This window comes from Mycobacterium angelicum, from assembly GCF_002086155.1.
In the GTDB taxonomy this organism is placed as follows: domain Bacteria; phylum Actinomycetota; class Actinomycetes; order Mycobacteriales; family Mycobacteriaceae; genus Mycobacterium; species Mycobacterium angelicum.
This window is the reverse complement of sequence record NZ_MVHE01000010.1, coordinates 1-24,367: the sequence shown is the minus strand read 5'-3', so window position 1 is coordinate 24,367 and position 24,367 is coordinate 1. Positions and strand designations below refer to the sequence as shown.

General features: G+C 65.7%; 27 protein-coding genes. 22 read left to right on the top strand and 5 right to left on the bottom strand.

The annotated features are described in order from the left end of the window. Positions 1 to 1,437, top strand: coding sequence for a mycofactocin dehydrogenase MftG (gene mftG / locus BST12_RS09350; protein ID WP_083112836.1), 1,437 nt, complete (start codon positions 1 to 3; stop codon positions 1,435 to 1,437). 4 nt (positions 1,438 to 1,441) lie between these two features. On the opposite strand, the gene BST12_RS09345 is transcribed toward mftG, so the two are convergent. Both BST12_RS09345 and BST12_RS09340 read right to left on the bottom strand, forming a co-directional pair. Continuing rightward, positions 1,442 to 2,827 carry a PE family protein gene (locus tag BST12_RS09345; protein WP_083112835.1) on the bottom strand — a complete coding sequence of 462 codons (1,386 nt, stop codon included), beginning with the start codon at positions 2,825 to 2,827 and terminating at the stop codon, positions 1,442 to 1,444. Positions 2,828 to 2,901: 74 nt separating this feature from the next. Further along, positions 2,902 to 4,380: an MFS transporter gene (locus BST12_RS09340; protein ID WP_245850194.1), complete on the bottom strand. Its 1,479-nt coding sequence runs from the start codon at positions 4,378 to 4,380 to the stop codon at positions 2,902 to 2,904. Between the two features lie 246 nt (positions 4,381 to 4,626). On the opposite strand from BST12_RS09340, the gene BST12_RS09335 reads away from it, so the two are divergent. Further along, positions 4,627 to 5,223, top strand: coding sequence for a TetR/AcrR family transcriptional regulator (locus BST12_RS09335; protein WP_264062305.1), 597 nt, complete (start codon positions 4,627 to 4,629; stop codon positions 5,221 to 5,223). Here BST12_RS09335 and BST12_RS09330 read toward each other — a convergent pair. Beyond that, on the bottom strand, positions 5,189 to 6,424 hold the full coding sequence (locus BST12_RS09330) for a cytochrome P450 (protein WP_372511006.1): 1,236 nt from the start codon (positions 6,422 to 6,424) through the stop codon (positions 5,189 to 5,191). The genes BST12_RS09335 and BST12_RS09330 overlap by 35 nt on opposite strands. Positions 6,425 to 6,815: 391 nt before the next feature. On the opposite strand from BST12_RS09330, the gene rpsJ reads away from it, so the two are divergent. From rpsJ to rpsQ, 11 genes are read left to right on the top strand one after another with little or no spacing between them, the layout of a single operon-like run. Then, positions 6,816 to 7,121: a 30S ribosomal protein S10 gene (gene rpsJ / locus BST12_RS09325; protein ID WP_003873519.1), complete on the top strand. Its 306-nt coding sequence runs from the start codon at positions 6,816 to 6,818 to the stop codon at positions 7,119 to 7,121. A 14-nt stretch (positions 7,122 to 7,135) separates the two neighbouring features. Beyond that, on the top strand, positions 7,136 to 7,789 hold the full coding sequence (gene rplC / locus BST12_RS09320) for a 50S ribosomal protein L3 (RefSeq protein WP_083112831.1): 654 nt from the start codon (positions 7,136 to 7,138) through the stop codon (positions 7,787 to 7,789). Then, positions 7,789 to 8,448: a 50S ribosomal protein L4 gene (gene rplD, locus BST12_RS09315; protein WP_083112830.1), complete on the top strand. Its 660-nt coding sequence runs from the start codon at positions 7,789 to 7,791 to the stop codon at positions 8,446 to 8,448. Before rplC ends, rplD begins: the two co-directional genes overlap by 1 nt. Next, positions 8,449 to 8,751: a 50S ribosomal protein L23 gene (gene rplW, locus BST12_RS09310; protein WP_067378148.1), complete on the top strand. Its 303-nt coding sequence runs from the start codon at positions 8,449 to 8,451 to the stop codon at positions 8,749 to 8,751. It begins immediately after the preceding gene. Between the two features lie 39 nt (positions 8,752 to 8,790). After that, positions 8,791 to 9,633 carry a 50S ribosomal protein L2 gene (gene rplB / locus BST12_RS09305; protein WP_083112829.1) on the top strand — a complete coding sequence of 281 codons (843 nt, stop codon included), beginning with the start codon at positions 8,791 to 8,793 and terminating at the stop codon, positions 9,631 to 9,633. 22 nt (positions 9,634 to 9,655) lie between these two features. Beyond that, entirely contained in the window at positions 9,656 to 9,937 is a 282-nt protein-coding gene (gene rpsS, locus BST12_RS09300; RefSeq protein ID WP_019514048.1) for a 30S ribosomal protein S19, read from the top strand. Further along, positions 9,934 to 10,506 (top strand): 50S ribosomal protein L22, encoded by a 573-nt coding sequence (gene rplV, locus BST12_RS09295; protein ID WP_083112828.1) that lies wholly within the window; start codon positions 9,934 to 9,936, stop codon positions 10,504 to 10,506. The genes rpsS and rplV overlap by 4 nt, the downstream gene beginning before the upstream one ends. Then, the gene (rpsC, locus tag BST12_RS09290; RefSeq protein ID WP_083112827.1) at positions 10,506 to 11,345 is read left to right on the top strand and encodes a 30S ribosomal protein S3; all 840 of its coding nucleotides are present in this window, start codon (positions 10,506 to 10,508) and stop codon (positions 11,343 to 11,345) included. Before rplV ends, rpsC begins: the two co-directional genes overlap by 1 nt. Positions 11,346 to 11,348: 3 nt before the next feature. Then, positions 11,349 to 11,765: a 50S ribosomal protein L16 gene (rplP, locus tag BST12_RS09285; RefSeq protein WP_083112826.1), complete on the top strand. Its 417-nt coding sequence runs from the start codon at positions 11,349 to 11,351 to the stop codon at positions 11,763 to 11,765. Continuing rightward, entirely contained in the window at positions 11,765 to 12,007 is a 243-nt protein-coding gene (gene rpmC, locus BST12_RS09280) for a 50S ribosomal protein L29 (RefSeq protein WP_083112825.1), read from the top strand. Before rplP ends, rpmC begins: the two co-directional genes overlap by 1 nt. Continuing rightward, complete coding sequence (rpsQ, locus tag BST12_RS09275; RefSeq protein ID WP_139801568.1) at positions 12,004 to 12,378, top strand: 30S ribosomal protein S17; 375 nt, start codon at positions 12,004 to 12,006, stop codon at positions 12,376 to 12,378. The genes rpmC and rpsQ overlap by 4 nt, the downstream gene beginning before the upstream one ends. An 11-nt stretch (positions 12,379 to 12,389) precedes the next feature. On the opposite strand, the gene BST12_RS09270 is transcribed toward rpsQ, so the two are convergent. Together BST12_RS09270 and BST12_RS09265 are read right to left on the bottom strand one after the other, a co-directional pair. After that, positions 12,390 to 13,406 carry an amidohydrolase family protein gene (locus tag BST12_RS09270; protein WP_245850190.1) on the bottom strand — a complete coding sequence of 339 codons (1,017 nt, stop codon included), beginning with the start codon at positions 13,404 to 13,406 and terminating at the stop codon, positions 12,390 to 12,392. 31 nt (positions 13,407 to 13,437) lie between these two features. Beyond that, positions 13,438 to 14,121, bottom strand: a complete 684-nt coding sequence (locus BST12_RS09265; RefSeq protein WP_083112823.1) for a class I SAM-dependent methyltransferase — start codon at positions 14,119 to 14,121, stop codon at positions 13,438 to 13,440. Positions 14,122 to 14,263: 142 nt separating this feature from the next. Here BST12_RS09265 and BST12_RS09260 point away from each other — a divergent pair, with 142 nt between their 5' ends. The 9 genes from BST12_RS09260 to BST12_RS09220 all read left to right on the top strand — a co-directional run bounded on the left by BST12_RS09260 (position 14,264) and on the right by BST12_RS09220 (position 24,268). Further along, positions 14,264 to 16,612 (top strand): arylsulfatase, encoded by a 2,349-nt coding sequence (locus tag BST12_RS09260; RefSeq protein ID WP_245850188.1) that lies wholly within the window; start codon positions 14,264 to 14,266, stop codon positions 16,610 to 16,612. A 16-nt stretch (positions 16,613 to 16,628) separates the two neighbouring features. After that, entirely contained in the window at positions 16,629 to 17,267 is a 639-nt protein-coding gene (locus BST12_RS33295; RefSeq protein ID WP_245850186.1) for a hypothetical protein, read from the top strand. Positions 17,268 to 17,273: 6 nt separating this feature from the next. Beyond that, the gene (locus BST12_RS09250) at positions 17,274 to 18,203 is read left to right on the top strand and encodes a DUF4436 domain-containing protein (RefSeq protein WP_083112821.1); all 930 of its coding nucleotides are present in this window, start codon (positions 17,274 to 17,276) and stop codon (positions 18,201 to 18,203) included. Between the two features lie 188 nt (positions 18,204 to 18,391). Beyond that, entirely contained in the window at positions 18,392 to 19,330 is a 939-nt protein-coding gene (locus BST12_RS09245) for a DUF4436 domain-containing protein (RefSeq protein ID WP_083112820.1), read from the top strand. A gap of 47 nt (positions 19,331 to 19,377) precedes the next feature. Beyond that, complete coding sequence (locus BST12_RS09240) at positions 19,378 to 20,232, top strand: formylglycine-generating enzyme family protein (protein WP_083112922.1); 855 nt, start codon at positions 19,378 to 19,380, stop codon at positions 20,230 to 20,232. A gap of 180 nt (positions 20,233 to 20,412) precedes the next feature. Further along, on the top strand, positions 20,413 to 21,282 hold the full coding sequence (locus tag BST12_RS09235) for a DUF4436 domain-containing protein (protein WP_083112819.1): 870 nt from the start codon (positions 20,413 to 20,415) through the stop codon (positions 21,280 to 21,282). Between the two features lie 75 nt (positions 21,283 to 21,357). Next, positions 21,358 to 22,272, top strand: coding sequence for a DUF4436 domain-containing protein (locus BST12_RS09230; protein WP_372511001.1), 915 nt, complete (start codon positions 21,358 to 21,360; stop codon positions 22,270 to 22,272). A gap of 51 nt (positions 22,273 to 22,323) precedes the next feature. Beyond that, positions 22,324 to 23,862, top strand: a complete 1,539-nt coding sequence (locus tag BST12_RS09225; RefSeq protein ID WP_083112817.1) for an HNH endonuclease signature motif containing protein — start codon at positions 22,324 to 22,326, stop codon at positions 23,860 to 23,862. A 100-nt stretch (positions 23,863 to 23,962) separates the two neighbouring features. After that, entirely contained in the window at positions 23,963 to 24,268 is a 306-nt protein-coding gene (locus BST12_RS09220; protein WP_245850184.1) for a type VII secretion target, read from the top strand. The last annotated feature ends 99 nt before the right edge of the window (positions 24,269 to 24,367 follow it).

Here is a 24,367-nt window from a genome sequence, read left to right as displayed (position 1 = left end):
TTGACCGCAGCCGCCCGGCACAGCGATGTCCTGATCGTCGGTGCGGGAAGCGCTGGTTCGGTTGTTGCCGAGCGCCTTTCGGCCGATCCTGAGTGCGCGGTGACGGTACTCGAGGCGGGCCCCGGGTTGACCGATCCGCAGTTGCTGGCACTGACCGCCAATGGGCTGCAGCTGCCGATCGGCATCGGCAGCCCGCTGGTGCAGCGTTTCCGTACACAACTCACCGATCGACCGGTGCGCCGGTTGCCGATCGTGCGCGGCGCAACGGTCGGTGGTTCCGGGGCAGTCAATGGTGGTTACTTCTGCCGCGCGCTGCCGCGCGATTTCGATCACTATTCGATCCCCGGCTGGGAATGGTCGGATGTGCTGCCACATTTTCGGGCAGTCGAGACCGACCTGGATTTCGACGGACCGGCCCACGGCGACAGCGGCCCCATACCGGTTCGCCGGACAGGGGAGATGACCGGCACCACGGAGCGGTTCATCGCCGCCGCGCGGCGCGCCGGATTTCCCTGGGTAGCTGACCTCAATGACCCTGAGCCCGAACCGGTTTCAGGCCTGGGCCCGGTTCCGCTCAACATAGTCGACGGCGTGCGCACCGGCGCTGGTGCCGGCTACCTCATGCCCGCGGTGGGGCGCCCCAATCTGACACTGCACGCACAGCGGAGGGTGGTGCGCCTGCGGTTCTCCGGTAGTGCCGCAGTGGGCGTCGACACGGTTGGCCCGGCCGGCCCCGAGACCTTCACCGCGGATCGAATTGTGTTGTGTGCGGGCGCGATTCAAACCGCGCAGCTGCTGATGCTCTCCGGTATCGGTGATGCCGCACTGCTTCGGGCCGTCGGAGTGCCAGTGGTTTCGGCGCTGCCGGTAGGGCGGGCCTGCAGCGATCATCCCGAGTGGGTACTGCCTACCACGTGGCCGGTGGCCCCGGGCCGGCCGGTGCTCGAGGTGGTGCTGTCCACCGACGATGTCGAGATACGGCCATATACCGGGGGTTTCGTCGCAATGACCGGCGACGGTGCCGCGGGACATCCTGACTGGCCGCATATCGGAGTGGCGCTCATGGCGCCGCGGGCGCGGGGGCGCATCACACTGGTCTCGGCTGATCCCGGTGTGCCGCCGCGCATCGAGCACCGCTACGACAGTGCGTCCGAGGATGTGACGGCGCTGCGCCGCGGAACGGAATTGGCACGCGAATTAGTAGACGTGACAACAAATGTCGGCGAGCACGCATGGTCGACATCCCAGCACTTGTGCGGTAGTGCCCCAATGGGCGCCGACGGCGACCCGCGTGCCGTCGTAGACCACCGCTGCCGGGTGCTCGGGGTCGACAACCTGTGGGTGATCGACGGGGCGATCCTGCCCGTGGTTCCCAGCCGCGGTCCACACGCAACCATTGTGATGCTGGGCCACCGTGGCGCGGAATTCGTTGTGTGACAGGTTATGTGCCGAAGGGCCCGTCTTCGCCGAACAAGGACCCGCCCACGCCGCCGGCCCCGGGAGCCTTATGGGTGACGCCCGTGCCGGCGTTACCGCCGTTGCCGCCACTTCCGATCAGCTGGGCATCGCCGCCTTTTCCTCCACCGCCCCCACTGGCCGCAACGGTGAACCCGTCGCCGCCGGCGCCGCCCGTTCCACCATCGCCAATCAGCCCGCCTTTACCTCCCGCGCCGCCGTCGCCGCCGGCGCCCTGGCCGGCATTTCCGCCGCCCCCGGGACCGCCGCCACCGCCGTCGCCGCCATGGCCGAACAAGAAGCCGGCGTTGCCCCCGGCGCCGCCGTTTCCGCCGAGCCCGCCGGACCCGCCGATCGCCGTGCCGTTGGTGCCGCCCTGACCGCCGCGGCCGCCGTCCCCACCGTCCCCGGCGAGGATGCCGCCCTTGCCGCCGTCCCCGCCGGCGCCACCGATTATTCCGCCGCCGCCGGCCCCGCCGGCGCCGCCGTTACCGCCGAGTATGCCGGCATTGCCGCCGGCCCCGCCGTTGCCGCCGAAGTTACCGTTTGGTGCGGAATTTCCGCCCGCACCGCCGGCTCCGCCGTTGGCGAAGAGCCCGCCATCGCCGCCCCGGCCGCCCACACCGCCGCTGCCCAGCAGTCCGGCTATACCACCGGCGCCACCGGCTCCGCCGGGCGCGAAGAGTCCACCCGCGCCTCCGTTACCGCCGGTCCCTGCCGTGCTGAAGAAGGTGTTGGCGCCGGCTCCGCCGGTACCGCCCGCTCCTCCGGCCCCACCGAGTAGTCCGCCGGCGCCGCCGTTACCGCCCGCGCCCGCAACGTTTGCCGCGTTTGCCCCTCCGCCGCTTCCGCCGGCGCCGCCAGCGCCGCCGAATAAACCGCCGGCGCCGCCGTTGCCGCCGCTCTTGCCGAGTGCACCTGACCCGCCGGCGCCGCCATTGCCGACTAGCCATCCGCCGTCACTGCCGCTCGCTCCAGAACCCGATACACCGTTGGCGCCGTTGCCAATTAGCGGGCGGCCCGTCAACAGCACGCTGGGCGCATTGATTGCAGCCAACAGCTCGGTCTCGAGCGCTTTCAGTGGCGAGGTGCTAGCCGCCTCGGCACTGGAATAAGAACCCGCAGCCGCGGCCAGGGCACGCACAAACTGGTCGTGAAACAACGACGCTTGTGCGCTGAGGGATTGGTACTGCTGGGCGTGCGACCCGAATAACGCTGCGACGGCCAGCGAAATCTCATCGGCGCCCGCCGCAATGACCTGGGTGGTTGTGCTCGCTGCCGCGCTGCTTACCGCGCCGAGTGTCGACCCGATGCCGGCGATATCTTGTGCGGCCACTGCTATTGCATCCGGCGCCGCGATCATGAATGCCATTTCGCCCTCCCGGGTCGGCTCGGCTTTCGGAGCAAATCGTATATCGATTTCAGCTGGACCATTGCGCGTATCTGCTATTTGCCGACAGCAGACCGCACTACGGCCAGCTGACGGCCGTCGCGTCCCGGGGCCCATAGGGCGATCACGACCGCGGCGACGGCCGAGATCACCGCCATAGCGGTGGTCGATGAGTGCATCGCCGTCAAGAACGCGGTCTTGCTGATCTCAGCCAGCTGCTTTCCCTGCGGCCCAAGTTTGTCGGCGATTTCAACCGCCTTGGCCAGCGAGTCGGAGGCGGGGCCGCGCACCGCCGCCGGGAATTCGGTGAGCCTGGGCGCCAGCTCATGGGTGTAGCGCCCAGCCAGTATCGAGCCGGCCACGGCGATGCCCAGCGCCCCACCCATCTCCCGGGTGGTGTCGTTGACCGCGGAGGCCACCCCCTGTTTCTGGTCGGGGACCGCTGCCATGATGGCTGAAGTCGTTGGCGCGGTGCAGAATCCGATACCCGTAGCCAGAATCAGCGTGGGCCATGCCAAGTCCAGATATGTCGAATGGACGTCCAGCCATTGCATGCACAAAAAGCCGACCGCCGTCAGGGCGGTGCCCAGCGACAGCACGACTCGCAATCCCAATTTCGGTACATACCAGAAGGACAACGCAGAGAAGATGCCCAGCGGCACCATGAACGGTCCGAAGGCCACCGCCGTCATCAACGGCGAATAGCCCATTATCTGCTGCACATACTGCATGCCGAGGTAGAAGAATCCGAAGGTGCCGCCGAACATCACGACAATCGTCGCCACCCCGGTCGCGAACGCCGGGTCATTGAACAACCGCACGTCCAAAAGTGGCTGCCGCTTGCGGAATTCGACCACACCGAAGATCGCGGCGATAAGTGTGCCGGCGACGAGCCCGCCCCAGACCACATAGTCGCTCCAGCCGCGATGGGGTGCTTCCAAGATGGCGAAGACCGCAATCGCAACCGCCGCGCCGATCAATGCCGCGCCGAGCCAGTCGACCTGGGGTGCCTCGGTGTCCCGGGACGGGGCGACGGTGCAGGCCATGGCGAAGATCGCCAGCCCGCAGGCGCCCAGTGCCCAGAAGATGGAGTGCCAATCCCAAAAGTGCAGCAGCAAGCCAGAACCCAGCATGCCCAACACTCCGCCCGAACCGGCAACGCCTGCCCAGATGCCGACGGCCTTGAGTCGCTGTTCTTTTGGGTAGGCCACGGTGAGCAACGACAGCGTCGCGGGCATGACGAACGCCGCACCGACGCCTGCCACCGCACGACCGGCGATGATGTGCGTCGGGTTGTGCAGCATCGCGGGGGCGATGGAGCCCAGTGTGAAGATCAGCAGGCCGGCAAGTAGTGCACCGCGGCGGCCATAGCGGTCGCCGATCGCCCCAGCGGGCAGCAGCAGGCAAGCCAGTGCCACGGTGTAGCCGTCGACCACCCATGTCAACTGCGTCTGTGTCGCCGACGTAGCTACGGCTAGATCACCCAGCGCCGTGTTCAGCGCCGTCATCGACCCGACAACCAACCCCACGGCCATGCATGCCACGGCCAGGGTCCAGACACGTGCCGTGCGCCGATCGCCCGTCGGACCGGCATGCTGTTCAGGCCGATCAAGAAGATGGACCATTAGTGGTGCGCCTCCTCCCCGGGGCGTACTAATTTACGAGACTAACAGTCTCGTACATAGACCAATAGTCTTGTTCTGAAACCATCTGAAACCAGGAGGTGTCTCACAATTTCCGACGCGAACGCCGATCCGCGTCCCGCACGGTCGCGTGCTCGTTTGCTCGAAGCCGCCGCCGCCTTGTTGCTGGAGGGGGGCCCGGGGGCGGTGACCGTGGACGCGGTCACCCGTACCGCCAAGGTAGCCCGGGCCACCCTGTATCGCCACTTCCCAAGCGGCAATGATCTGTTGGCGGCAACCTTCAACAGTCTGATACCGCCGGCACCCATGCCGCCGGATCGCGGCTCGCTGCGGGACAGGTTGCTCGCGGTCGTGCTGGCCCAGGGCGAGTTCATCGCCGAAGCGCCCGCCGTGATGACCGCGATGTCCTGGCTGGCCCTGGGGCCAGACCTGCAAGAGTTGCCGGAGCCACGCCACAATCAGGGCGCCGACAGTGCGATCAATACGCTGCGGGAGCGCATCGCCCGGCAGTACGCGGCGCCTTTCGATGCCCTGTTCGACAGCGCCGCGGCGGCCGAGCTCGGTGAGGTGGACCGGCCCCGGGCGATTGCGCTGCTGATCGGCCCGCTCGTACTAGGACGGCTGAGCACCCTGCCGAACTTCGACTATCGCGAATGCGCACGCGCCGCTGTCGACGGCTTCCTCTATGTTCAGCGCGGACTCAGCGCAGCGAGTATCGAATCGGCAGGTGCTTGAGTCCCCCGACGAACGTGGTGGCGATGAGTTCCGGTTCGCCGTTGAGTTCAATGGATTTCAGCCGCGGCAACAATTCGGTGAAGAAGCTGCTGACCTCCATGCGGGCCAGTGCAGCCCCCAGGCAGAAGTGCACGCCGAAGCCGAATGCCAAGTGTTTGTTGGGGTTTCGCCCGACGTCGAAGCGGAACGGATCGTCGAACACCTCCTCGTCCCGGTTGGCCGAGACGTAGGACAGATATACCGATTCGCCTTTGGCGATGGGCACCCCGCGCACCGTGGTGTCCGCGGCGGCGGTGCGCATGAACTCCTTGACCGGTGTGATCCAGCGGATCATCTCGTCGGTGGCCAGCGGCATCAGGTCCAGGTTGGCGGTCAGCCGAGTGAGCTGGTCGGGGTTTTCGATCAGTGCCTGCAGCCCGCCGGCGATCGTCGCGCTGGTGGTGTCGTGCCCGGCGGTGGCGATGATCACGTAGTAGGACGCCGTGTCGATCTCGGAGAGCGGCTCGCCGTCCACTCGGGCGTTGGCGATCGCCGATGCCAGGTCCTGCGTGGGGTTTGCCCGACGGGATGCGGTCAGATCATTGAAGTAACTGAAGAATTCGAGCAGGACGGGCAGTTGTTCTTCCGGTGTGGTGCCGCGCTGGAACTCGGTGTCGTCACCGCCGAACAGTTCCTGGGTCAGGCTGAGCATCCGGGGAAAGTCGGATTCCGGCAGGCCGAGCAACGACATGATCACGAAGAGCGGGAAATTCTTGGCGACCTCGGCAACGAAGTCACATTCGGTCCCGGCCTCGAGCATCTTGTCGACATGGATCTTGGCCAACTCGTCGACGCGGACCTTCAGCGCCCGCATCGCCTTGGGCCGAAACCAGTCGGCTCCAATGGCGCGCACCACCCGGTGCTCGGGGTCGTCCATGTGGACCAGCGTGCGCAGCCCCATACCCGCGTTCAGCAGGGATTGCGACAGGTCGTCGGCCTCGGCGGGGGCCAGCAGCGGCCGCGGGGCGCTGAGAAACAGGTCGTTGGCCCGCTCGATCTCCATGACGTCGGCGTGTTTGGTGATCGCCCAGAACGGCCGGAACGGGGGACGGTCGACCCAGGACACCGGCGCGTGCGCGCGCAGGTGCGTCAGCGCGGCGTGCAGCCGTGGCTCGTCGGTGTAGGCAGCCGGTATCGCGAAGACTTTCGCTGCCGGATCCACGATCGGTGTGCTCACTGTGCTCCTAGGGCCCGGGCCGAGCCTACGGCGCCGTAATGGTCGCGTCAGTGGGTTCGCCTGAGATTTGGCCCAAGCGGTGATCTGAGGCATACTGTTCAGGTTGTCCTGCGCCGGGTTTGCGCCTGGCAGGGCATACGACCAGCGCCCAAATGGGCGCGTCCGGTCCCAACCTTGGAGAGCGACCAAATTTCGGCCGCGACCAAGGCTGCGTGCGGGTGACACGCCCGAGCGCGGGGGTCGGTGGACCACGACTAGTAAACAGCGGCGCAGTAACCGGCGCGACGCTACTCGGCCCGGAAAAGGGCCGGGGCGACCGGCGCGCTGGGGGCACCAGGCCCAGACGGGCCTCAAGTGGAGATGAGGTAGGAAAAGCGTGGCGGGACAGAAGATCCGCATCAGGCTGAAGGCCTACGACCATGAGGCTATTGACGCTTCGGCACGCAAGATCGTCGAAACCGTCGTCCGCACGGGTGCCAGCGTCGTAGGTCCGGTGCCGCTGCCGACCGAGAAGAACGTGTATTGCGTCATCCGCTCCCCGCATAAGTACAAGGACTCGCGGGAGCACTTCGAGATGCGTACTCACAAGCGATTGATCGACATCCTCGATCCCACGCCGAAGACCGTTGACGCCCTCATGCGTATCGATCTTCCGGCAAGTGTCGACGTCAACATCCAGTAGGAGCTCGGCTAGCAATGGCAAGAAAAGGCATTCTGGGCACCAAGCTGGGCATGACGCAGGTGTTCGACGAGAACAACCGAGTTGTCCCGGTGACGGTGGTCAAGGCGGGGCCGAACGTGGTGACCCGCATCCGCACCCCCGAACGCGACGGATACAGCGCCGTGCAACTCGCCTACGGCGAAATCAGTCCGCGCAAGGTCAACAAGCCGGTGACCGGTCAGTACAGCGCCGCCGGTGTGAACCCGCGGCGCCACCTGGCCGAGCTGCGGCTGGATGACGCCGACGCGATCGCCGAGTACGAGGTCGGCCAGGAGCTGACGGCGGAGATCTTCGCCGACGGCACCTACGTCGACGTGACGGGCACTTCCAAGGGCAAGGGCTACGCCGGCACGATGAAGCGACACGGTTTCCGCGGCCAGGGCGCCAGCCACGGTGCCCAGGCGGTGCACCGCCGTCCGGGTTCGATCGGCGGCTGCGCCACTCCGGCCCGGGTGTTCAAGGGCACCCGGATGTCTGGCCGGATGGGCAACGACCGGGTGACCGTGCAAAACCTGTTGGTGCACAAGGTCGATGCCGAGAAGGGCGTCCTGCTCATCAAGGGCGCGGTTCCCGGCCGCACCGGCGGACTCGTGGTTGTCCGCAGCGCCATCAAGCGAGGTGAGAAGTAATGGCCAACAGCCTCAAGATCGACGTCAAGACGCCCGCCGGCAAGGTGGACGGCTCCATCGAACTGCCCGCTGAGCTGTTCGATGTCCCGGCCAACATCGCGCTGATGCACCAGGTGGTTACCGCGCAGCGCGCGGCGGCCCGCCAGGGTACGCACGCGACGAAGACGCGCGGCGACGTCAGCGGCGGTGGCCGTAAGCCCTACCGGCAGAAGGGAACCGGTCGCGCCCGGCAGGGTTCGACGCGGGCCCCGCAGTTCACCGGCGGTGGCGTGGTGCACGGTCCGCAGCCGCGCGACTACAGCCAGCGCACGCCCAAGAAGATGATCGCCGCGGCATTGCGCGGGGCGCTGTCCGACCGGGCCCGCAACGGGCGCATCCATGCGGTCACCGAAGTGGTGGAGGGCCAAACACCTTCCACGAAGAGCGCCAAGGCTTTTCTGAGCACCATCACCGACCGCAAGCAGGTGCTGGTGGTCATCGGGCGGGCCGACGAGGCCGGCGCCAAGAGCGTGCGCAACCTGCCCGGCGTGCATCTCCTGGCACCCGACCAGCTGAACACTTATGACGTGCTGCGCGCCGACGATGTGGTGTTCAGCGTCGAGGCACTCAATGCCTACATCACGGCGAACACGGCTAGCCCCGAGGAGGTAACGGCGTAGATGGCGACCATCGCTGACCCCCGCGACATCATCCTGGCTCCGGTCATCTCGGAGAAGTCCTACAGCCTGCTCGACGACAATGTGTACACCTTTGTGGTGCACCCCGATTCGAACAAGACGCAGATCAAGATCGCTGTCGAGAAGATCTTCTCGGTCAAGGTCGCATCGGTGAACACCGCGAATAGGCAGGGCAAGCGCAAGCGCACCCGCACCGGATACGGCAAGCGCAAGAGCACCAAGCGCGCCATCGTCACTCTGGCCCCGGGCAGCAAGCCGATCGACCTGTTCGGAGCACCGGCCTAGCCCGGGCTGGCCGCGCGCGAGAGAGAGATCTGATTAGACATGGCAATTCGTAAGTACAAGCCGACGACCCCGGGTCGCCGTGGCGCCAGCGTGTCCGATTTCGCCGAGATCACGCGGTCGACTCCGGAGAAGTCGTTGGTGCGGCCGTTGCACGGTCACGGCGGGCGCAACGCGCACGGCCGGATCACCACTCGTCACAAGGGTGGCGGCCACAAGCGCGCTTACCGGGTGATCGACTTCCGCCGCAACGACAAGGACGGCGTCAACGCCAAGGTCGCGCACATCGAGTACGACCCGAACCGCACCGCGCGTATTGCGCTGCTGCATTTTCTGGACGGCGAGAAGCGGTACATCATTGCGCCGAACGGACTTTCGCAGGGCGACATCGTGGAGTCGGGAGCCAACGCCGACATCAAGCCCGGCAACAACCTGCCGCTGCGCAACATCCCGGCCGGCACCTTGGTGCACGCCGTCGAGTTGCGCCCCGGCGGTGGGGCCAAGCTCGCTCGCTCGGCGGGCTCCAGCATCCAGTTGCTCGGCAAGGAAGCCAGCTACGCCTCGCTGCGTATGCCCAGCGGTGAGATCCGCCGGGTCGACGTTCGTTGCCGCGCGACCGTCGGCGAGGTAGGCAATGCCGAGCAGGCGAACATCAACTGGGGCAAGGCCGGCCGGATGCGGTGGAAGGGCAAGCGCCCCTCGGTCCGTGGCGTGGTGATGAACCCGGTGGACCACCCGCACGGTGGTGGTGAGGGTAAGACCTCCGGTGGCCGTCACCCGGTGAGCCCGTGGGGTAAGCCCGAGGGCCGCACCCGCAATCCGAACAAGGCCAGCAACAAGATGATCGTCCGACGCCGTCGCACCGGCAAGAAGCACGGGCGCTAGGAAGTCTGGGGAGTAGCCAACAATGCCACGCAGCCTGAAGAAGGGCCCGTTCGTCGACGACCATCTGCTCAAGAAGGTCGACGTGCAGAACGAGAAGAACAGCAAGCAGGTCATCAAGACCTGGTCGCGCCGTTCGACCATCATTCCGGACTTCATCGGTCACACCTTCGCCGTGCACGACGGCCGCAAGCACGTCCCGGTGTTCGTCACCGAGTCGATGGTCGGCCACAAGCTCGGTGAGTTCGCGCCGACGCGCACCTTCAAGGGGCACATCAAGGACGACCGGAAGGCGAAGCGGCGATGAGCACCACCACTGAGTTTCCGTCGGCGACGGCCAAGGCACGCTTTGTGCGGGTGTCGCCGAGAAAGGCGCGCCGGGTCATCGACCTGGTGCGGGGGCGTTCGGTTTCCGACGCGCTCGACATTCTGCGCTGGGCGCCGCAGGCCGCCAGCGAGCCGGTCGCCAAGGTGATCGCCAGCGCAGCGGCCAACGCGCAGAACAACAATGGGCTGGACCCGGCCACCCTCGTGGTTGCCACCGTCTACGCCGACGAGGGGCCGACGGCCAAGCGCATTCGTCCGCGGGCCCAGGGCCGCGCGTTCCGGATCCGCCGTCGCACCAGCCACATCACGGTGATCGTGGAGAGCCGCCCGAGCAAGGACCAGCGCTCGTCGGCGTCCTCGCGGGCCCGCCGCGCCGAGGGCAGCAAGGCCGCCGCGAAGGCTGGACCTGGGTCCGCCGCCAAGAAGGCACCGGCCAAGAAGGCGCCTGCCGCCAAGAAGACTGCTACCAAAGCGCCGGCCAAGAAAGCTGCTTCTGGTTCGGGCGCGAAGACTTCTGAGGCTTCTGAAGCGAAGGGAGGCTCAGACTAGTGGGCCAGAAGATCAATCCGCACGGCTTCCGGCTGGGCATCACCACCGACTGGAAGTCGCGCTGGTATGCCGACAAGCAGTACGCCGAGTACGTCAAGGAGGACGTCGCGATTCGCCGGCTGCTGTCCAGTGGTCTGGAGCGCGCCGGTATCGCCGACGTCGAGATCGAGCGGACCCGCGACCGGGTCCGGGTCGACATCCACACCGCCCGCCCCGGCATCGTCATCGGCCGCCGTGGCACCGAGGCCGACCGGATTCGCGCCGACCTGGAGAAGCTGACCAAGAAGCAGGTTCAGCTGAACATCCTTGAAGTGAAAAACCCTGAGTCCCAAGCACAATTGGTGGCCCAGGGCGTTGCCGAGCAGTTGAGCAACCGGGTGGCGTTCCGCCGCGCGATGCGCAAGGCCATCCAGTCGGCCATGCGTCAGCCCAACGTCAAGGGCATCCGGGTGCAGTGCTCGGGCCGTCTCGGCGGAGCGGAGATGAGCCGCTCGGAGTTCTACCGAGAGGGCCGCGTCCCGCTGCACACCTTGCGGGCGGACATCGACTACGGCCTGTACGAGGCCAAGACCACCTTCGGCCGGATCGGCGTGAAGGTGTGGATCTACAAGGGCGACATCGTCGGTGGCAAGCGGGAGCTGGCCGCCGCCGCGCCGGCGGGCGCCGAGCGTCCGCGTCGCGAGCGCCCGTCGGGCACCCGCCCGCGCCGCAGCGGTGCTTCGGGCACCACGGCCACCGGTACTGACGCGGGCCGCGCCGCCGGCGGCGAAGAAACAGCGGCTCCAGAAGCAGCCGCGCCCGCTGAAACACAGAGTGCAGCGCAGAGCACGGAGAGCTGAATCATGTTGATTCCCCGCAAGGTTAAACACCGCAAGCAGCACCATCCCCGCCAGCGTGGCATCGCCAGTGGCGGTACGACGGTGAACTTCGGCGACTATGGCATCCAGGCTCTTGAGCACGCCTATGTCACCAACCGGCAGATCGAGTCGGCTCGTATCGCCATCAACCGGCACATCAAGCGTGGCGGCAAGGTCTGGATCAACATCTTCCCGGACCGCCCGCTGACCAAGAAGCCCGCCGAGACCCGGATGGGTTCGGGTAAGGGCTCGCCGGAGTGGTGGGTGGTCAACGTCAAGCCGGGCCGGGTGCTGTTCGAGCTGAGCTACCCCAATGAGCAGACCGCCCGGGCCGCATTGACCCGTGCGATCCACAAATTGCCGATCAAGGCACGCATCGTTACCCGAGAGGATCAGTTCTGATGGCAGTGGGAATTTCGCCTGGCGAACTGCGTGAGCTCACCGACGAGGAGTTGAACGAGCGCGTACGCGAGTCCAAGGAAGAGCTGTTCAACCTGCGCTTCCAGATGGCTACCGGGCAGCTCACCAACAACCGCCGGCTCCGCACGGTGCGTCAGGAAATTGCGCGCGTCTACACGGTGCTGCGCGAACGAGAACTGGGTCTGGCTGCTGGGCCCGATGGTTCCGACGAGAAGGATGCGTGATGGCTGAGGCGAAGACTCCCGCCAAGAAAGCGGCTGCCAAGGCAGCTCCTAAGTCGGCCGCTGCCAAGGATGCTGCGGCAAAAGACAAGGGCCCCAAGCACACTCCGGCCAACCCGAAGACTCGTGGCCGTCGTAAGACGCGCATCGGGTACGTGGTGAGCGACAAGATGCAGAAGACCATTGTGGTCGAGCTGGAAGACCGTATGCGACACCCGCTGTACGGCAAGATCATTCGGACCACCAAGAAGGTCAAAGCGCACGACGAGGAGAGCATCGCCGGCATCGGCGACCGCGTGGCGCTGATGGAGACCCGTCCGCTGTCGGCTACCAAGCGCTGGCGGCTCGTCGAGATCCTGGAGAAGGCCAAGTAGCCCCAATCCGCTCAAAGCCCCAGCAGCTGTTCGGCGTTGCCGTGGGCGATTTGCGCGCGGTCCTGCGGGCTCACCGGAATGCCGGCCAGGAAGGCTGTCGCCTCGGGCATCGGTGAATACGGGTAGTCGGTCGCGAACATGATGCGGTCGACGCCGACCTGCAGCAGCAACGCCAAAAACTGTGGGGTCCAGTTGAATCCGGCGAAGGTGTAGTACACGTTGTGGCGCAGGTAATGCGACATAGGGTAATTGAGGTTCGTCGCGGCGGCGGTCAGCACAACATCCAGTCTCGGGAGCATGGCCGGCAGCGCTTCACCCATATGACCGATGATGACCTGCAGCCGCGGGAACCGATCGAACGCGCCGCTGAGGATCAGCCGTAACAGGTGCGTCGCGGTTTCGATGTGCCAGCCCCATGCAGCAGTCGAGAGCAGGAACGCGACCGACGCCGGGTAGTTGCCCGCGTAGAGCGGCTCGAATACCGAGGCCGGCGGTGGAGTCGGATGCAGGTAAAGCGGAGCCCCCAGCTCCTCGGCCCGCTGAAGAATCGGCCAAAAGAATTCGTCATCGAGGCGGCGTCCTTGGCAGTGGCCGTTGATGATGGCGCCCACGAATCGGTATTCGCGTACCGCCCGCTGCAACTCGTCGGCTGCGGCAACCGGATCTGCAGTGGGCAGCGCGGCAAAACCGGCGAACCGCTCCGGATGGCGCTGAATTGCCCGCGCGAGTTGATCGTTGACCTCACGCGCCGCGGCGATGGCGTCCGGGGCGCGCAGCTGCTCGAGTCCGGGTGAGGTCAGCGACAGCACTTGAACATCGACCCCCGCCGCATCCATCGCGGCAATGCGCCCGTCGGACAGGTCGTATAACCGTTCGACGAGCTGCGACGGACTGGCGGGGAAGGTCTGCGACGTCGACGACGCCAAGTGATCGACGAACTCCCGGCCGGGCCCTTCGAAAGTGCCGGGAGTCGCAAAATGCTCTTCCAAAGCGATGATTCGCACGATTCCGGCCCTTTCGGATGCCACGCCAGTACTTCTTGGTCGCTGACCGTCGATGCTATGCCAGCTTGGCATGCAGCCAGCGGGTGGTCTCGGGATCAGCCGTTGTCAGCACCAGCCCAGCGCGGTGCAGTTCGTCACGTACTGTGTCGGCGCTCAGCTTTTCCGCCGTTATCGACTGGCGCCAGCGACGGCCGTCGGCCTCCAGGGTGAACTCACCCTCGGTGATGCGCCCCGTGTTGGAGTGAATGGTCAGGGTCGTTGTTACCGCGCCGAAGGTGAGCGACTGGATGAAACCCGCCGGTCGCGACGCGATCAACGCCGGTGGTGCCCAATTCAGTATGGCCTGGCCGTTAGGTGCCAGATGACGGGCAACCGCGGCCAACACCGACCTGCGCGGCTGGGTCCCCGGGTAGTTGATGATGCTGCCGATCAACAGCACGCAATCGAACTTTTCGGCCAACGCCAGATCCTCGAAAGATGCTTGCACTTTTCGCGCGTGTTGGACGTGCACCAGCATTGCGGCCGAACTATCGACGGCGGTGACCCGGTGACCAAGCATGACAAGAGGGTCGGCGATGCGGCCGGTGCCCGCGCCTAGGTCCAGTACTGAGCTGTTGGGCCCCAACTGAGCTGCGATGTATTCGAGCTCTGACGTCGACGGCAGCCGACGATAGATTTCGACCGCGGTGCCGTCGGCTGCGAGCGCGCTGGGATCGGGTGGTGTCGCCCCGTCATCCATCGGGTTGTCCCTTCTGGCGCGAATTGCGCCCTTCGGCAGCCCGTGTCTCAGGTGATTCTGAGGCGGGCTCATTACCCTGTCGGCAGGTGTAATCTGCACGCGATGTCCAGGTAAGTCCACTATGGGAGTGAGGCCTGCGAAGGTGACCGAGTTTAACGGGAAGATCGAACTCGACATCCGCGATTCGGAACCGGATTGGGGCCCCTACGCTGCCCCGACGGCACCGGAGAACTCGCCGAACATCCTCTATCTGGTTTGGGACGACACCGGCATCGCGACCTGGGACTGTTTCGGCGGCCTGGTCGAGATGCCCGCCATGAGCCGAATCGCCGAGCGCGGGGTGCGGCTTTCGCAGTTTCACACCACCGCGCTGTGCTCGCCGACCAGGGCGTCGCTGCTGACCGGCCGCAACGCGACCACCGTCGGCATGGCCACCATTGAGGAGTTCACCGACGGATTCCCCAACTGCAACGGCAGGGTTCCGGCCGACACCGCGCTACTGAGCGAGGTGCTCGCCGAACGCGGTTACAACACCTACTGCGTCGGAAAGTGGCACCTCACGCCGTTGGAGGAATCCAGCATGGCCGCCACCAAGCGGCACTGGCCGACTTCGCGGGGTTTCGAACGCTTCTACGGCTTCATGGGCGGTGAAACCGACCAGTGGTACCCCGACCTGATGTACGACAACCACCCGGTGAACCCGCCCGGCACGCCCGAGGACGGCTATCACCTGTCGAAAGACATCGCCGACAAGACAATCGAATTCATTCGCGACGCCAAGGTGATCGCTCCTGACAAGCCGTGGTTCAGCTACGTATGCCCCGGCGCCGGGCATGCCCCCCACCACGTCTTCAAGGAATGGGCCGACAAGTACGCCGGCAAGTTCGACATGGGCTACGAGCGCTACCGCGAGATCGCACTGGAAAAACAGAAGTCGATGGGCATCGTGCCGCCGGACACCGAACTGTCGCCGATCAACCCCTACCTCGACGTGAAGGGCCCCAACGGCGAGGCCTGGCCGTTGCAGGACACGGTGCGGCCCTGGGACACCCTCAATGACGAAGAGCGCAAACTCTTCAACCGGATGGCCGAGGTGTTCGCCGGCTTCCTCAGCTACACCGACGCGCAGATCGGCCGAATCCTGGACTATTTGGACGAATCCGGCCAACTGGACAACACGATCATCGTGGTGATCTCCGACAACGGGGCCAGCGGTGAGGGCGGACCGAACGGATCGGTCAACGAGGGCAAGTTCTTCAACGGCTATATCGACACCGTGGAGGAGAGCATGAAGCTCTTCGACCACCTCGGTGGCCCGCAGACCTACAACCATTACCCGATCGGGTGGGCGATGGCCTTCAACACCCCCTACAAGCTGTTCAAGCGCTACGCCTCGCACGAGGGCGGCATCGCCGACACCGCAATCATCTCCTGGCCCAACGGAATTGCCGCGCACGGCGAGGTCCGCGACAACTACGTCAACGTCTGCGACGTCACGCCGACGGTTTATGACCTGCTGGGCATGGCTCCGCCGGAGACGGTCAAGGGCATTCGGCAGCGGCCGTTGGACGGCGTGAGTTTCAAAGCGGCCCTTGCTGATCCGGGCGTTGACACCGGCAAGGAGACCCAGTTCTACACGATGCTGGGCACCCGCGGAATCTGGCATAAGGGCTGGTTTGCCAACACCATTCACGCCGCAACACCGGCAGGCTGGTCGCACTTCGACGCCGACCGGTGGGAACTGTTCCACATCGAGAAGGACCGCAGCCAGTGCCACGACCTGGCCGCCGAACATCCCGACAAGCTCGAGGAACTCAAGGCGCTGTGGTATTCGGAGGCCGACAAGTACAACGGGCTGCCGCTGTCGGATCTCAACATCGTCGAGACGATGATGCGGTCGCGACCGTATCTGGTCACCGATCGATCCAGCTACCTCTATTACCCCAATTGCGCCGATGTCGGCATCGGCGCTGCCGCCGAAATCCGTGGCCGCTCGTTCACCGTGGTGGCCGATGTAACCATCGACACCACCGGCGCCGAGGGTGTGCTGTTCAAGCAGGGCGGTGCCCATGGCGGCCACGTGCTGTTCATCCAGGACGGGCGGCTGCACTACGTCTACAACTTCCTGGGTGAGCGCCAACAGCTCATTTCGTCGAACGGGCCGATCCCGCTCGGCAGGCACCTGCTCGGCGTCTGTTACACGCGGACGGGAACCGTGCCCAACAGTCACACCCCGATCGGTGACGGCGCGCTGTTCTTCGACGAGCATGAGGTCGGCTCGTTGACCGAGATCACGACGCATCCCGGAACATTCGGACTGGCCGGTGCCGGCATCACCGTCGGACGCAACGGTGGCTCGGCGGTATCCAGCCGCTACAAAGCCCCGTTCAGCTTCACCGGCGGCACCATCGCCCAGGTCACCGTGGATGTGTCCGGACGGCCGTACGCGGACGTGGAAAAGGAACTCGCGCTTGCGTTTTCGCGCGACTAGGGGTTTCGCGAGGCCGTTGGTTGCGCTTCTCGGCGCGGCGATCCTGCTGTGCCCAGGTGCCACCGGCTGCGCGCGGGTAACCGGTGGCTCTGCGGCATCCACACCGGCTTCCGACCCCGCGGAGCCGGTGCCCGGCATCGCCCCGACGATGCGCGACCACATTCCGCCCAATGCGGTGTCGTGCGTCGCGTCGCCGATTGGTAGCGGCCACCCGACGGTGGCTACCGGTTCCGACCCGGCGGCTCCGCGCATCACGATCGTCGTCCCCGATGGGTGGGGGTCGGCCGCCGGCAGCGGGGACACGGCATTGACGTTGACCGGGCCGGCCGGCATGTCCGCGACGGTGACCATCGCCCCGACCGAGCTGACCCCGGACAGTGCGTTCCTGCGCTACACGGCCGGCCTCGGCGGGTCGATGACGCGTCAGAAATTCGCTGTCCACGGTTCCCCGTTCTGCGGCTACAGCAGCCAGCAGCTGACCGGCACGCTGCGTGGGCCCTCCGGTGGGATCGACTTCGCCGACCGCATCACCCACATCTGGACCAACACCAAGCAGTACTTGGTGAGCATCCACTTGGAAGCGCCTAGCGGCGCCTCGGGATTCGACACGGCGAAATCGACGTTGACACAGGACTTCACCGTCGTCATACCCTAAAGGGCTATGACTACTCAGCCTCCGTCACCACCGGCGCCGACGGGCGAGGCCCGGGCGCACGCACGCCGCGTCGCGATCGGTTTGGCCATCCTCGTGGGTGTGGTCGTTGTCTACACGCTGTCGCTGGTTGCGGTTCACCTGCTTGCCAAGTCCGCTCCTGCGCTGCCGCCGGTGGACCTGAGTAAGCACGAGGCCGAGGACACCATTGTGCAGGTGCGCCTGGACGAGCTGAAGACGGTCGCGAATCGGCTCAAGGTGAATGTTCTTGTCTATCCCAAGGATTCGCTGTACGACAAAGACTTCGGCGTACTGACCGCCAATGCCGCGGTGCGGCTGTACCCCGAAAACGATCTGGGTGACCTGCAGTACCCGGTCGGGAAGGCGCCGGCACAGGTCGCCACCACGATTGTGGCGCACGGCGACCCGGGTAACTGGCCATTCGATTCGTACAGGACGGAAGTGATCGCTTCCGACGTGTTCACCGGTTCGGGCCAGAGCCGCGAAAAGGTAAACGGCCGCATCGAAGTGAGCGGCTCATTGGACGGCTGGGATGCAACCGTCACGCGCGTGCACGATCCCGACGAACAGGATCCCGAAGTCAAGGACGACGTGGTCATCACGTTGCAGCGGTCCAAGAGCTCGCTGATCTTCGATGTCGGAATCTGCCTGGTTTTGCTCGCCCTGCCGGCTTTGGCGTTGTGGGTGGCCATTCCGATGGCGCTGGGCCGGACGTCATTCCTGCCGCCGTTCGCGACGTGGTATGCCGCGATGCTGTTCGCCATCGTCCCACTGCGCAATATCTTCCCGGGGTCGCCGCCGCCCGGCTCGTGGATCGACCAGGCGTTTGTGCTGTGGGTGTTGATCGCGCTCGTGGTCGCGATGTTCCTGTTCGTCGTTGCCTGGTCCCGGCAGCGAGATAGAAGACCGCCCGGCTAGCTGATTGCTTCCACCGCGGCGGGGTGTCGCTCGGCGGTCAATGGCGAGGCCGATCCGGCGAAGTCGGCTTCCCGGTGAGGAATTCGTTGATTCCCGCGCATGTCGACATTTACGGCTATCGAACTGACCGCTGGATAAACATGAGATGAACGCTGCGCGGGCGGCACGGGTTCGTTTACCATCTGTCGATGACCACCGAGGCTCCGCCGACACCGCCGTCTCCGCCGTCTCCGCCACCCCCGTCGACACACGCAGCGCCGTCGTCCGACAAGCGAGGCAAACGCCTGCTGCTCGGGATGGGCATCCTGGTGGCGTTCATCATCGTCTATGCCCTGTCGCTATTCGGCGTGCACTGGCTGGCGAGATCGCATGGGCCGCTCAAGGCCCCGGACCTGGGTACCACCGATGACACCGTGGTGCTGGTCCGGCTCGAAGAACTCAAGACCGTCGCGAACCGACTCTCGGTGAAGGTCCTGGTGATCCCCGAGGACAACATGTTCGACAAGCGTCTCGACGTGCTGACCACCGACACGTCCGTGCGCTTCTACCCGGAGAACGACCTCGGCGACCTCGTCTACCCGGCGGGTAAATCGCCCGCGCAGGTCGCGACCACGCTCGAGGCGCACGGCGATCCGGGCAACTGGCCCTTCGACTCCTACACCACCGACACAATTTCCGCCGATGTGCTTGTCGGACAGGGCAACGACCGCAAGTACATTCCGGCCCGGGTGGAGGTGACCGGTTCGCTGGAAGGCTGGGACGTGAGCGTCCAGCGCGTCGGCGAAGCCAGCCAGGACTCGGATCGTCCGGACAACGTCATCATCACCCTGCACCGGTCCAAGGGCCCGCTGATCTTCGACCTGGGAATCTGCCTGGTTCTCTTCGCGCTGCCCGCTCTGGCGTTCGCGGTGGCCATTCAAATCGCCTTGGGCAAGCGGAAATTCGTGCCGCCCTTCGTGACCTGGTTCGCCGCCATGCTGTTCGCCGTCATACCGATCCGCAACTTCCTGCCGGGCGCTCCGCCGCCGGGTGCGTGGGTCGATCAAGCACTGGTGCTGTGGGTCTTGATAGCGCTGGTGGCCGCGATGGCCATGTACATGATCACCTGGTATCGACAATCGGATTGACCCGCACGCTCACCGAGCTGGTCGAGCTGCCGGGCGGATCATTCCGCATGGGCTCGACCAGCTTCTACCCGGAAGAGGCGCCGATCCACACGGTGACCGTGGGTCCGTTCGCGGTGGAGCGGCACCCGGTGACCAACGCGCAATTCGCCGAATTCGTCGCCGCCACAGGCTATGTGACGGTTGCCGAGCAGCCCATGGACGCCGCGCTGTACCCCGGGGTAGACCCCAACGACCTGTCGCCCGGCGCCATGGTTTTCCGTCCCACATCCGGCCCGGTCGACCTCCGTGACTGGCGCCAGTGGTGGGACTGGGTGGCGGGGGCCAACTGGTGCCATCCTTTTGGACCGGACAGCGATATCGCCGACCGGCCCGATCATCCCGTCGTGCAGGTGGCCTATCCCGACGCTGCCGCTTACGCGCGATGGGCCGGGCGGCGGCTGCCGACCGAGGCCGAGTGGGAGTACGCCGCCCGCGGCGGAACTACGAGCACGTATTCGTGGGGCGAGCAGGCCATGCCCGACGATCAGCTGATGGCCAATACCTGGCAGGGCCGGTTTCCGTACCGCAACGACGGCGCACTGGGATGGGTGGGCACTTCTCCGGTCGGAACGTTCCCGCCCAACGCATTTGGGCTCGTCGACATGATCGGCAATGTTTGGGAATGGACGGCTACCGAGTTCACCGGGCATCACCGGCTCGATCAGCCGCCGAAAGCGTGCTGCACACCGCAGGGACCGGCGAATCCGGCCGTCAGCCAGGCGTTGAAGGGCGGGTCGCACCTGTGCGCGCCGGAGTACTGCCATCGCTATCGGCCGGCGGCGCGGTCACCGCAATCACAGGACACCGCCACCACCCACATCGGATTTCGCTGCGTGGCCGATTCGGCGTCCGCCGAACGCTGAGGCGACCGGAGGGTTACCGCCGCGTTGCCCGCGGATGACGGGTTTGCTGTACCCGCGCGGTGGCCGGCGGCTGGCTAGAGTAGCCGAGCGAAAAGCGCGACCCGCGAGCTATGCCGGTTGCTACCATCTGACTCCGTGTCTTCAGAGGGCCCGACGCCGCCTGCGCCCGAGCCCAAACGCATGTCGCGAAGAAAACACCTTGTGCTCGATGTTTGCATCATCGTCGGTGTTGCCATTCTCTACGTGCTGTCATTGGTTGGTTACCACTGGCTGGCCAGCTCGCCGGGTCCGTTGCCCAAGCCCGACGTGGGGACCACCGACGACAGCGTCGTGCTGATCCGATTCGAGCAGCTGCACACGGTGTCCAATCGACTTGCCGTGAAAGTGCTTGTGATGCCGGATGATTCGATGATCGACAAGCGTCTAGACGTGTTGACCGTCGACACATCGGTGCGCCTGTACCCGGAGAATGACCTGGGCGATCTGCAGTATCCGGTAGGTAAGTCTCCGGCACAGGTGGCCACCACAATCGAGGCGCACGGCGACCCCGGCAACTGGCCGTTCGACACCTACACCACCGACACGATCCAAGCGGACATCCTGGTCGGGGCCGGGGAAAACCGTCGATACAAACCCGCCCGGGTTGAAGTGACCGGGTCATTGGAGGGCTGGGACATCAGCGTTCAGCGCGTGGGGGATACCAGCCAAACCTCGGACCGCCCGGACAACGTGATCATCACCCTGCACCGCGCCAAGGGCCCCCTGGTCTTCGATCTCGGGATCTGCCTGGTGCTGTTCACCCTGCCGACGTTGGCGTTGTTCGTCGCCATTCAGATGCTGACCGGCCGCCGAGAATTCCTGCCGCCGTTCGGCACCTGGTATGCCGCGATGCTGTTTGCCGTGGTGCCGCTGCGCAACATCCTTCCCGGCTCGCCGCCGGCGGGTTCTTGGATCGATCAGGCCGTGGTGATCTGGGTGCTGATCGCGCTGGCCACGGCGATGGTGGTGTACATCATTGCCTGGTACAAGCACTCGGCCAAGCCAAAGTAGCAACGGTGTTAAATGCGTGTAGCGGTGCTGTTTTGCCGCTGCCAGCAAACACTGCCATTGCTAACATCTGGCTTCGTGCCGGTTCAAGAGCTTGCCCTGCCCGAGGTCATCTTCGGTGAGTCGGCGCGCAAACCTCGGCGACGACACCTCGTGGTCGATGTCTGCATCATCGTGGGTGTCGTCGTTGTCTACCTGCTGTCGCTGGTCGGCTATCACTGGCTGGCCACGGCTCCGAGTCCGCTCGCCGAGCCGGACCTGAGCACGGCCGATAACAGCGTGGTACTGGTAAGGATTGAGCATCTGCACCCGGTCGAGCATCGACTCGACGTGAAAGTTCTTGTGATGCCCGATGATTCGATGCTCGACAAGCGCCTCGGTCTGTTGGCCGTCGACACCTCCGTGCGCTTCTTCCCGCAGAATGACTTGGGCGATCTGCAGTATCCCAAGGGGAAATCGCCGGCGCAGGTGGCCACCACCATCCAGGCGCACGGGGAACCTGGCGACTGGCCGTTCGACACCTACCGAACCGACACCATCCAGGCCGACATGCTCGTAGGGGCCGGTGATAGCCGCGACTACAAGCCCGCCCGGGTGGAAGTGACCGGGTTGCTGGAAGGCTGGGATGTGGCCGTCACCCGAGTCGGGCGCAACAGCAGCGACCCCGCTCGCCCGGACAATGTCATCATCACCTTGCAGCGGGCCAAAGGACCGCTGGTCTTCGATCTGGGCATTTGTCTGGTCCTCATTACGTTGCCGACGTTGGCGTTGTTCGTGGCCATCCAAATGCTCACTGGCAGAAGGAAATTCCTGCCGCCGTTCTCCACCTGGTACGCCGCGATGCTGTTCGCCGTGGTGCCCCTGCGCAATATCCTTCCGGGTGCACCACCGGCGGGGTCCTGGGTCGACCAGGCCGTCGTGATCTGGGTGCTGATCGGTTTGGCGACGGCGCTGATCCTCTATATCGCCGCGTGGTACCGAAGCGCGGACTAGCTGTTTCGAGGTTGCCGGCGTTTGTCAGACCCTTGTGGCAAGATCGCACATATGTTCGATGAATCGTCGGGTGGGTCTTCGCCGGAGGTGCTGGCTCGTTTTGACGAGATGTTCGAGCGGTGTTATCCGTCGAAGACGGCGCGGTCGGCGGGGTTGATCGATCGGATCTGTGCGGGCGCGCGTGCGGAGAATCAGGCCGCGGCGGCGCAGTTGGTGGCCATTGGGGAGTTGTTCGGGTACCGGTTGTCGCGGTGTGGCGAGACCGAGCTGTGGGCGGTGGACACCGAGGCGGCTTTGACTGCGGAGTTGGCTGCGGCGTTGCGGATCAGCCAGGGTCTGGCGGCCAGTCAGGTGCGCTATGCCCGGGCGTTGCGCGAGCGGCTGCCGCGTACCGGGGCGGTGTTTATCGCCGGGGAGATCAGCTATCTGGTGTTCCGCATGATCGTGTATCGCACCGATTTGATCACCGATCCCGCGGTGCTGGCCGCCGTGGATGCCCAACTCGCGGTGGGGGTGGGGCGCTGGCCGTCGATGAGCAAAGCGCGGTTGGCCGGGCAGGTCGACAAGATCGTGGCCAAGGCCGATGCCGATGCGCTGCGGCGGCGCACCCAACGGCAGCACGACGAGCGCGAGATCGTGATCGAGGACCGCCTCGAGGGCGGTATTTCAGAGATCCGCGGCCAGCTGGCCACCCCGGATGCCCGGGCGCTGGATCAGCGGTTGAACGCGCTGGCGGCCACGGTGTGTGAGCACGATCCGCGCAGCCACGCCCAGCGTCGCGCCGATGCGCTGGGCGCGGTCGCCGCTGATGCCACCCGGCTGCGGTGTCGGTGTGCGCGCGCGGACTGTGCTGCCGGCAAGCGCCCGGCGGCTTCGCCGGTGGTGATTCATGTGATCGCCGAACAGGCCACCCTGGACGGCATGAGCAGCGCGCCGGCCTCGCTGCTGGGCGCTGACGGGTTGATCACCGCGCAGTTGATCACCGAGTTGGCCGCCTCGGCCAAACAGGTGCCGCTGATCCACCCGCGTGATGCCGCCCCCGAGCCGCACTACACCCCATCGAAGGCGCTGGCCGACTTCGTGCGCTGCCGGGACTTGACGTGTCGCTGGCCCGGCTGCGATCAACCCGCCACCAACTGCGATGTCGACCACACCATCCCCTATGCCCAAGGTGGGCCCACCCACGCCTCAAACCTCAAGTGCTACTGCCGCATTCATCATCTGGTCAAAACCTTCTGGGGCTGGACCGAACAGCAACTGCCCGATGCCACCTTGATCCTGACCTCGCCCACCGGGCACACCTATGTCAGCACCCCCGGCAGCGCCCTGCTGTTTCCCAGCCTGTGTGCCCCTACCGCCGAAATCACCCTGCCCGACACCGACCCCACCACCGGCTACTGCCCCGAACGCGCCGCGATGATGCCTCAACGCCGCCGCACCCGCGCCCAAGACCGCGCCTACCGCATCGCCACCGAACGCCGCCACAACCACCAAGCCCGCACCACCCCCCGCACCACCGGTCGCGCCGACCCCGACAATTACTTCGGCCTACCCGCACCCAACCCCGACGACGAACCACCGCCCTTCTAGACGGCGGCGGGCCGACGCCGCTCGCCCATAACTTCAGGCGGCCGCCAGCGCAGAACTGCACCGTTCAGCGTCGGGTACGCACCACCGTTACACTCTGCGCGTGACCGACAAATTGCGGGTCGACCCTGGTGATCTTCGGGTTGCCGGCACCGCCTGGGACACGGAGTCGTTCGGGCTACACGCTGCACCGCCATCGGTCGACACCTCCGGTGGCTGGCCCACAATGTTCGGTGTCGCCGGCGTGACGGGTGCGGCCCAGGCCTGTACTGCCGCACTGCACACCCAGATCACCGCCACCGCCGCGGCGACCCAGATCGCCGCCACCGGCTACCAGGCCACCGACTCAGACGCGGCGCACACGCTGAAAAACGTGGTCACCACAACGATCAACGCGACTGCGCGGTAGCGCAGGAGTTGATCCCCACCCAGTCGGCGCTGCGCGCCTACGACGGTCAAGTCCAGGGGCGTGGTGTACGACGTCGTCGCGTGATTCCTCGATGTCGTG

Bases quoted from the DNA above. Each gene is read 5' to 3' on its own strand.
- rplB (WP_083112829.1), top strand. From the start codon at position 8,791: ATGGCAATTCGTAAGTACAAGCCGACGACCCCGGGTCGCCGTGGCGCC.
- BST12_RS09245 (WP_083112820.1), top strand. From the start codon at position 18,392: ATGACCACCGAGGCTCCGCCGACACCGCCGTCTCCGCCGTCTCCGCCA.
- BST12_RS09345 (WP_083112835.1), bottom strand. From the start codon at position 2,827: ATGGCATTCATGATCGCGGCGCCGGATGCAATAGCAGTGGCCGCACAA.
- BST12_RS09250 (WP_083112821.1), top strand. From the start codon at position 17,274: ATGACTACTCAGCCTCCGTCACCACCGGCGCCGACGGGCGAGGCCCGG.
- rplP (WP_083112826.1), top strand. From the start codon at position 11,349: ATGTTGATTCCCCGCAAGGTTAAACACCGCAAGCAGCACCATCCCCGC.
- rpmC (WP_083112825.1), top strand. From the start codon at position 11,765: ATGGCAGTGGGAATTTCGCCTGGCGAACTGCGTGAGCTCACCGACGAG.
- BST12_RS09340 (WP_245850194.1), bottom strand. From the start codon at position 4,380: ATGGCCGTGGGGTTGGTTGTCGGGTCGATGACGGCGCTGAACACGGCG.
- rplD (WP_083112830.1), top strand. From the start codon at position 7,789: ATGGCCAACAGCCTCAAGATCGACGTCAAGACGCCCGCCGGCAAGGTG.
- BST12_RS09240 (WP_083112922.1), top strand. From the start codon at position 19,378: ATGGGCTCGACCAGCTTCTACCCGGAAGAGGCGCCGATCCACACGGTG.
- rplW (WP_067378148.1), top strand. From the start codon at position 8,449: ATGGCGACCATCGCTGACCCCCGCGACATCATCCTGGCTCCGGTCATC.
- BST12_RS09225 (WP_083112817.1), top strand. From the start codon at position 22,324: ATGTTCGATGAATCGTCGGGTGGGTCTTCGCCGGAGGTGCTGGCTCGT.
- BST12_RS09235 (WP_083112819.1), top strand. From the start codon at position 20,413: ATGTCGCGAAGAAAACACCTTGTGCTCGATGTTTGCATCATCGTCGGT.
- rpsS (WP_019514048.1), top strand. From the start codon at position 9,656: ATGCCACGCAGCCTGAAGAAGGGCCCGTTCGTCGACGACCATCTGCTC.
- rplV (WP_083112828.1), top strand. From the start codon at position 9,934: ATGAGCACCACCACTGAGTTTCCGTCGGCGACGGCCAAGGCACGCTTT.
- BST12_RS09265 (WP_083112823.1), bottom strand. From the start codon at position 14,121: ATGGATGACGGGGCGACACCACCCGATCCCAGCGCGCTCGCAGCCGAC.
- rplC (WP_083112831.1), top strand. From the start codon at position 7,136: ATGGCAAGAAAAGGCATTCTGGGCACCAAGCTGGGCATGACGCAGGTG.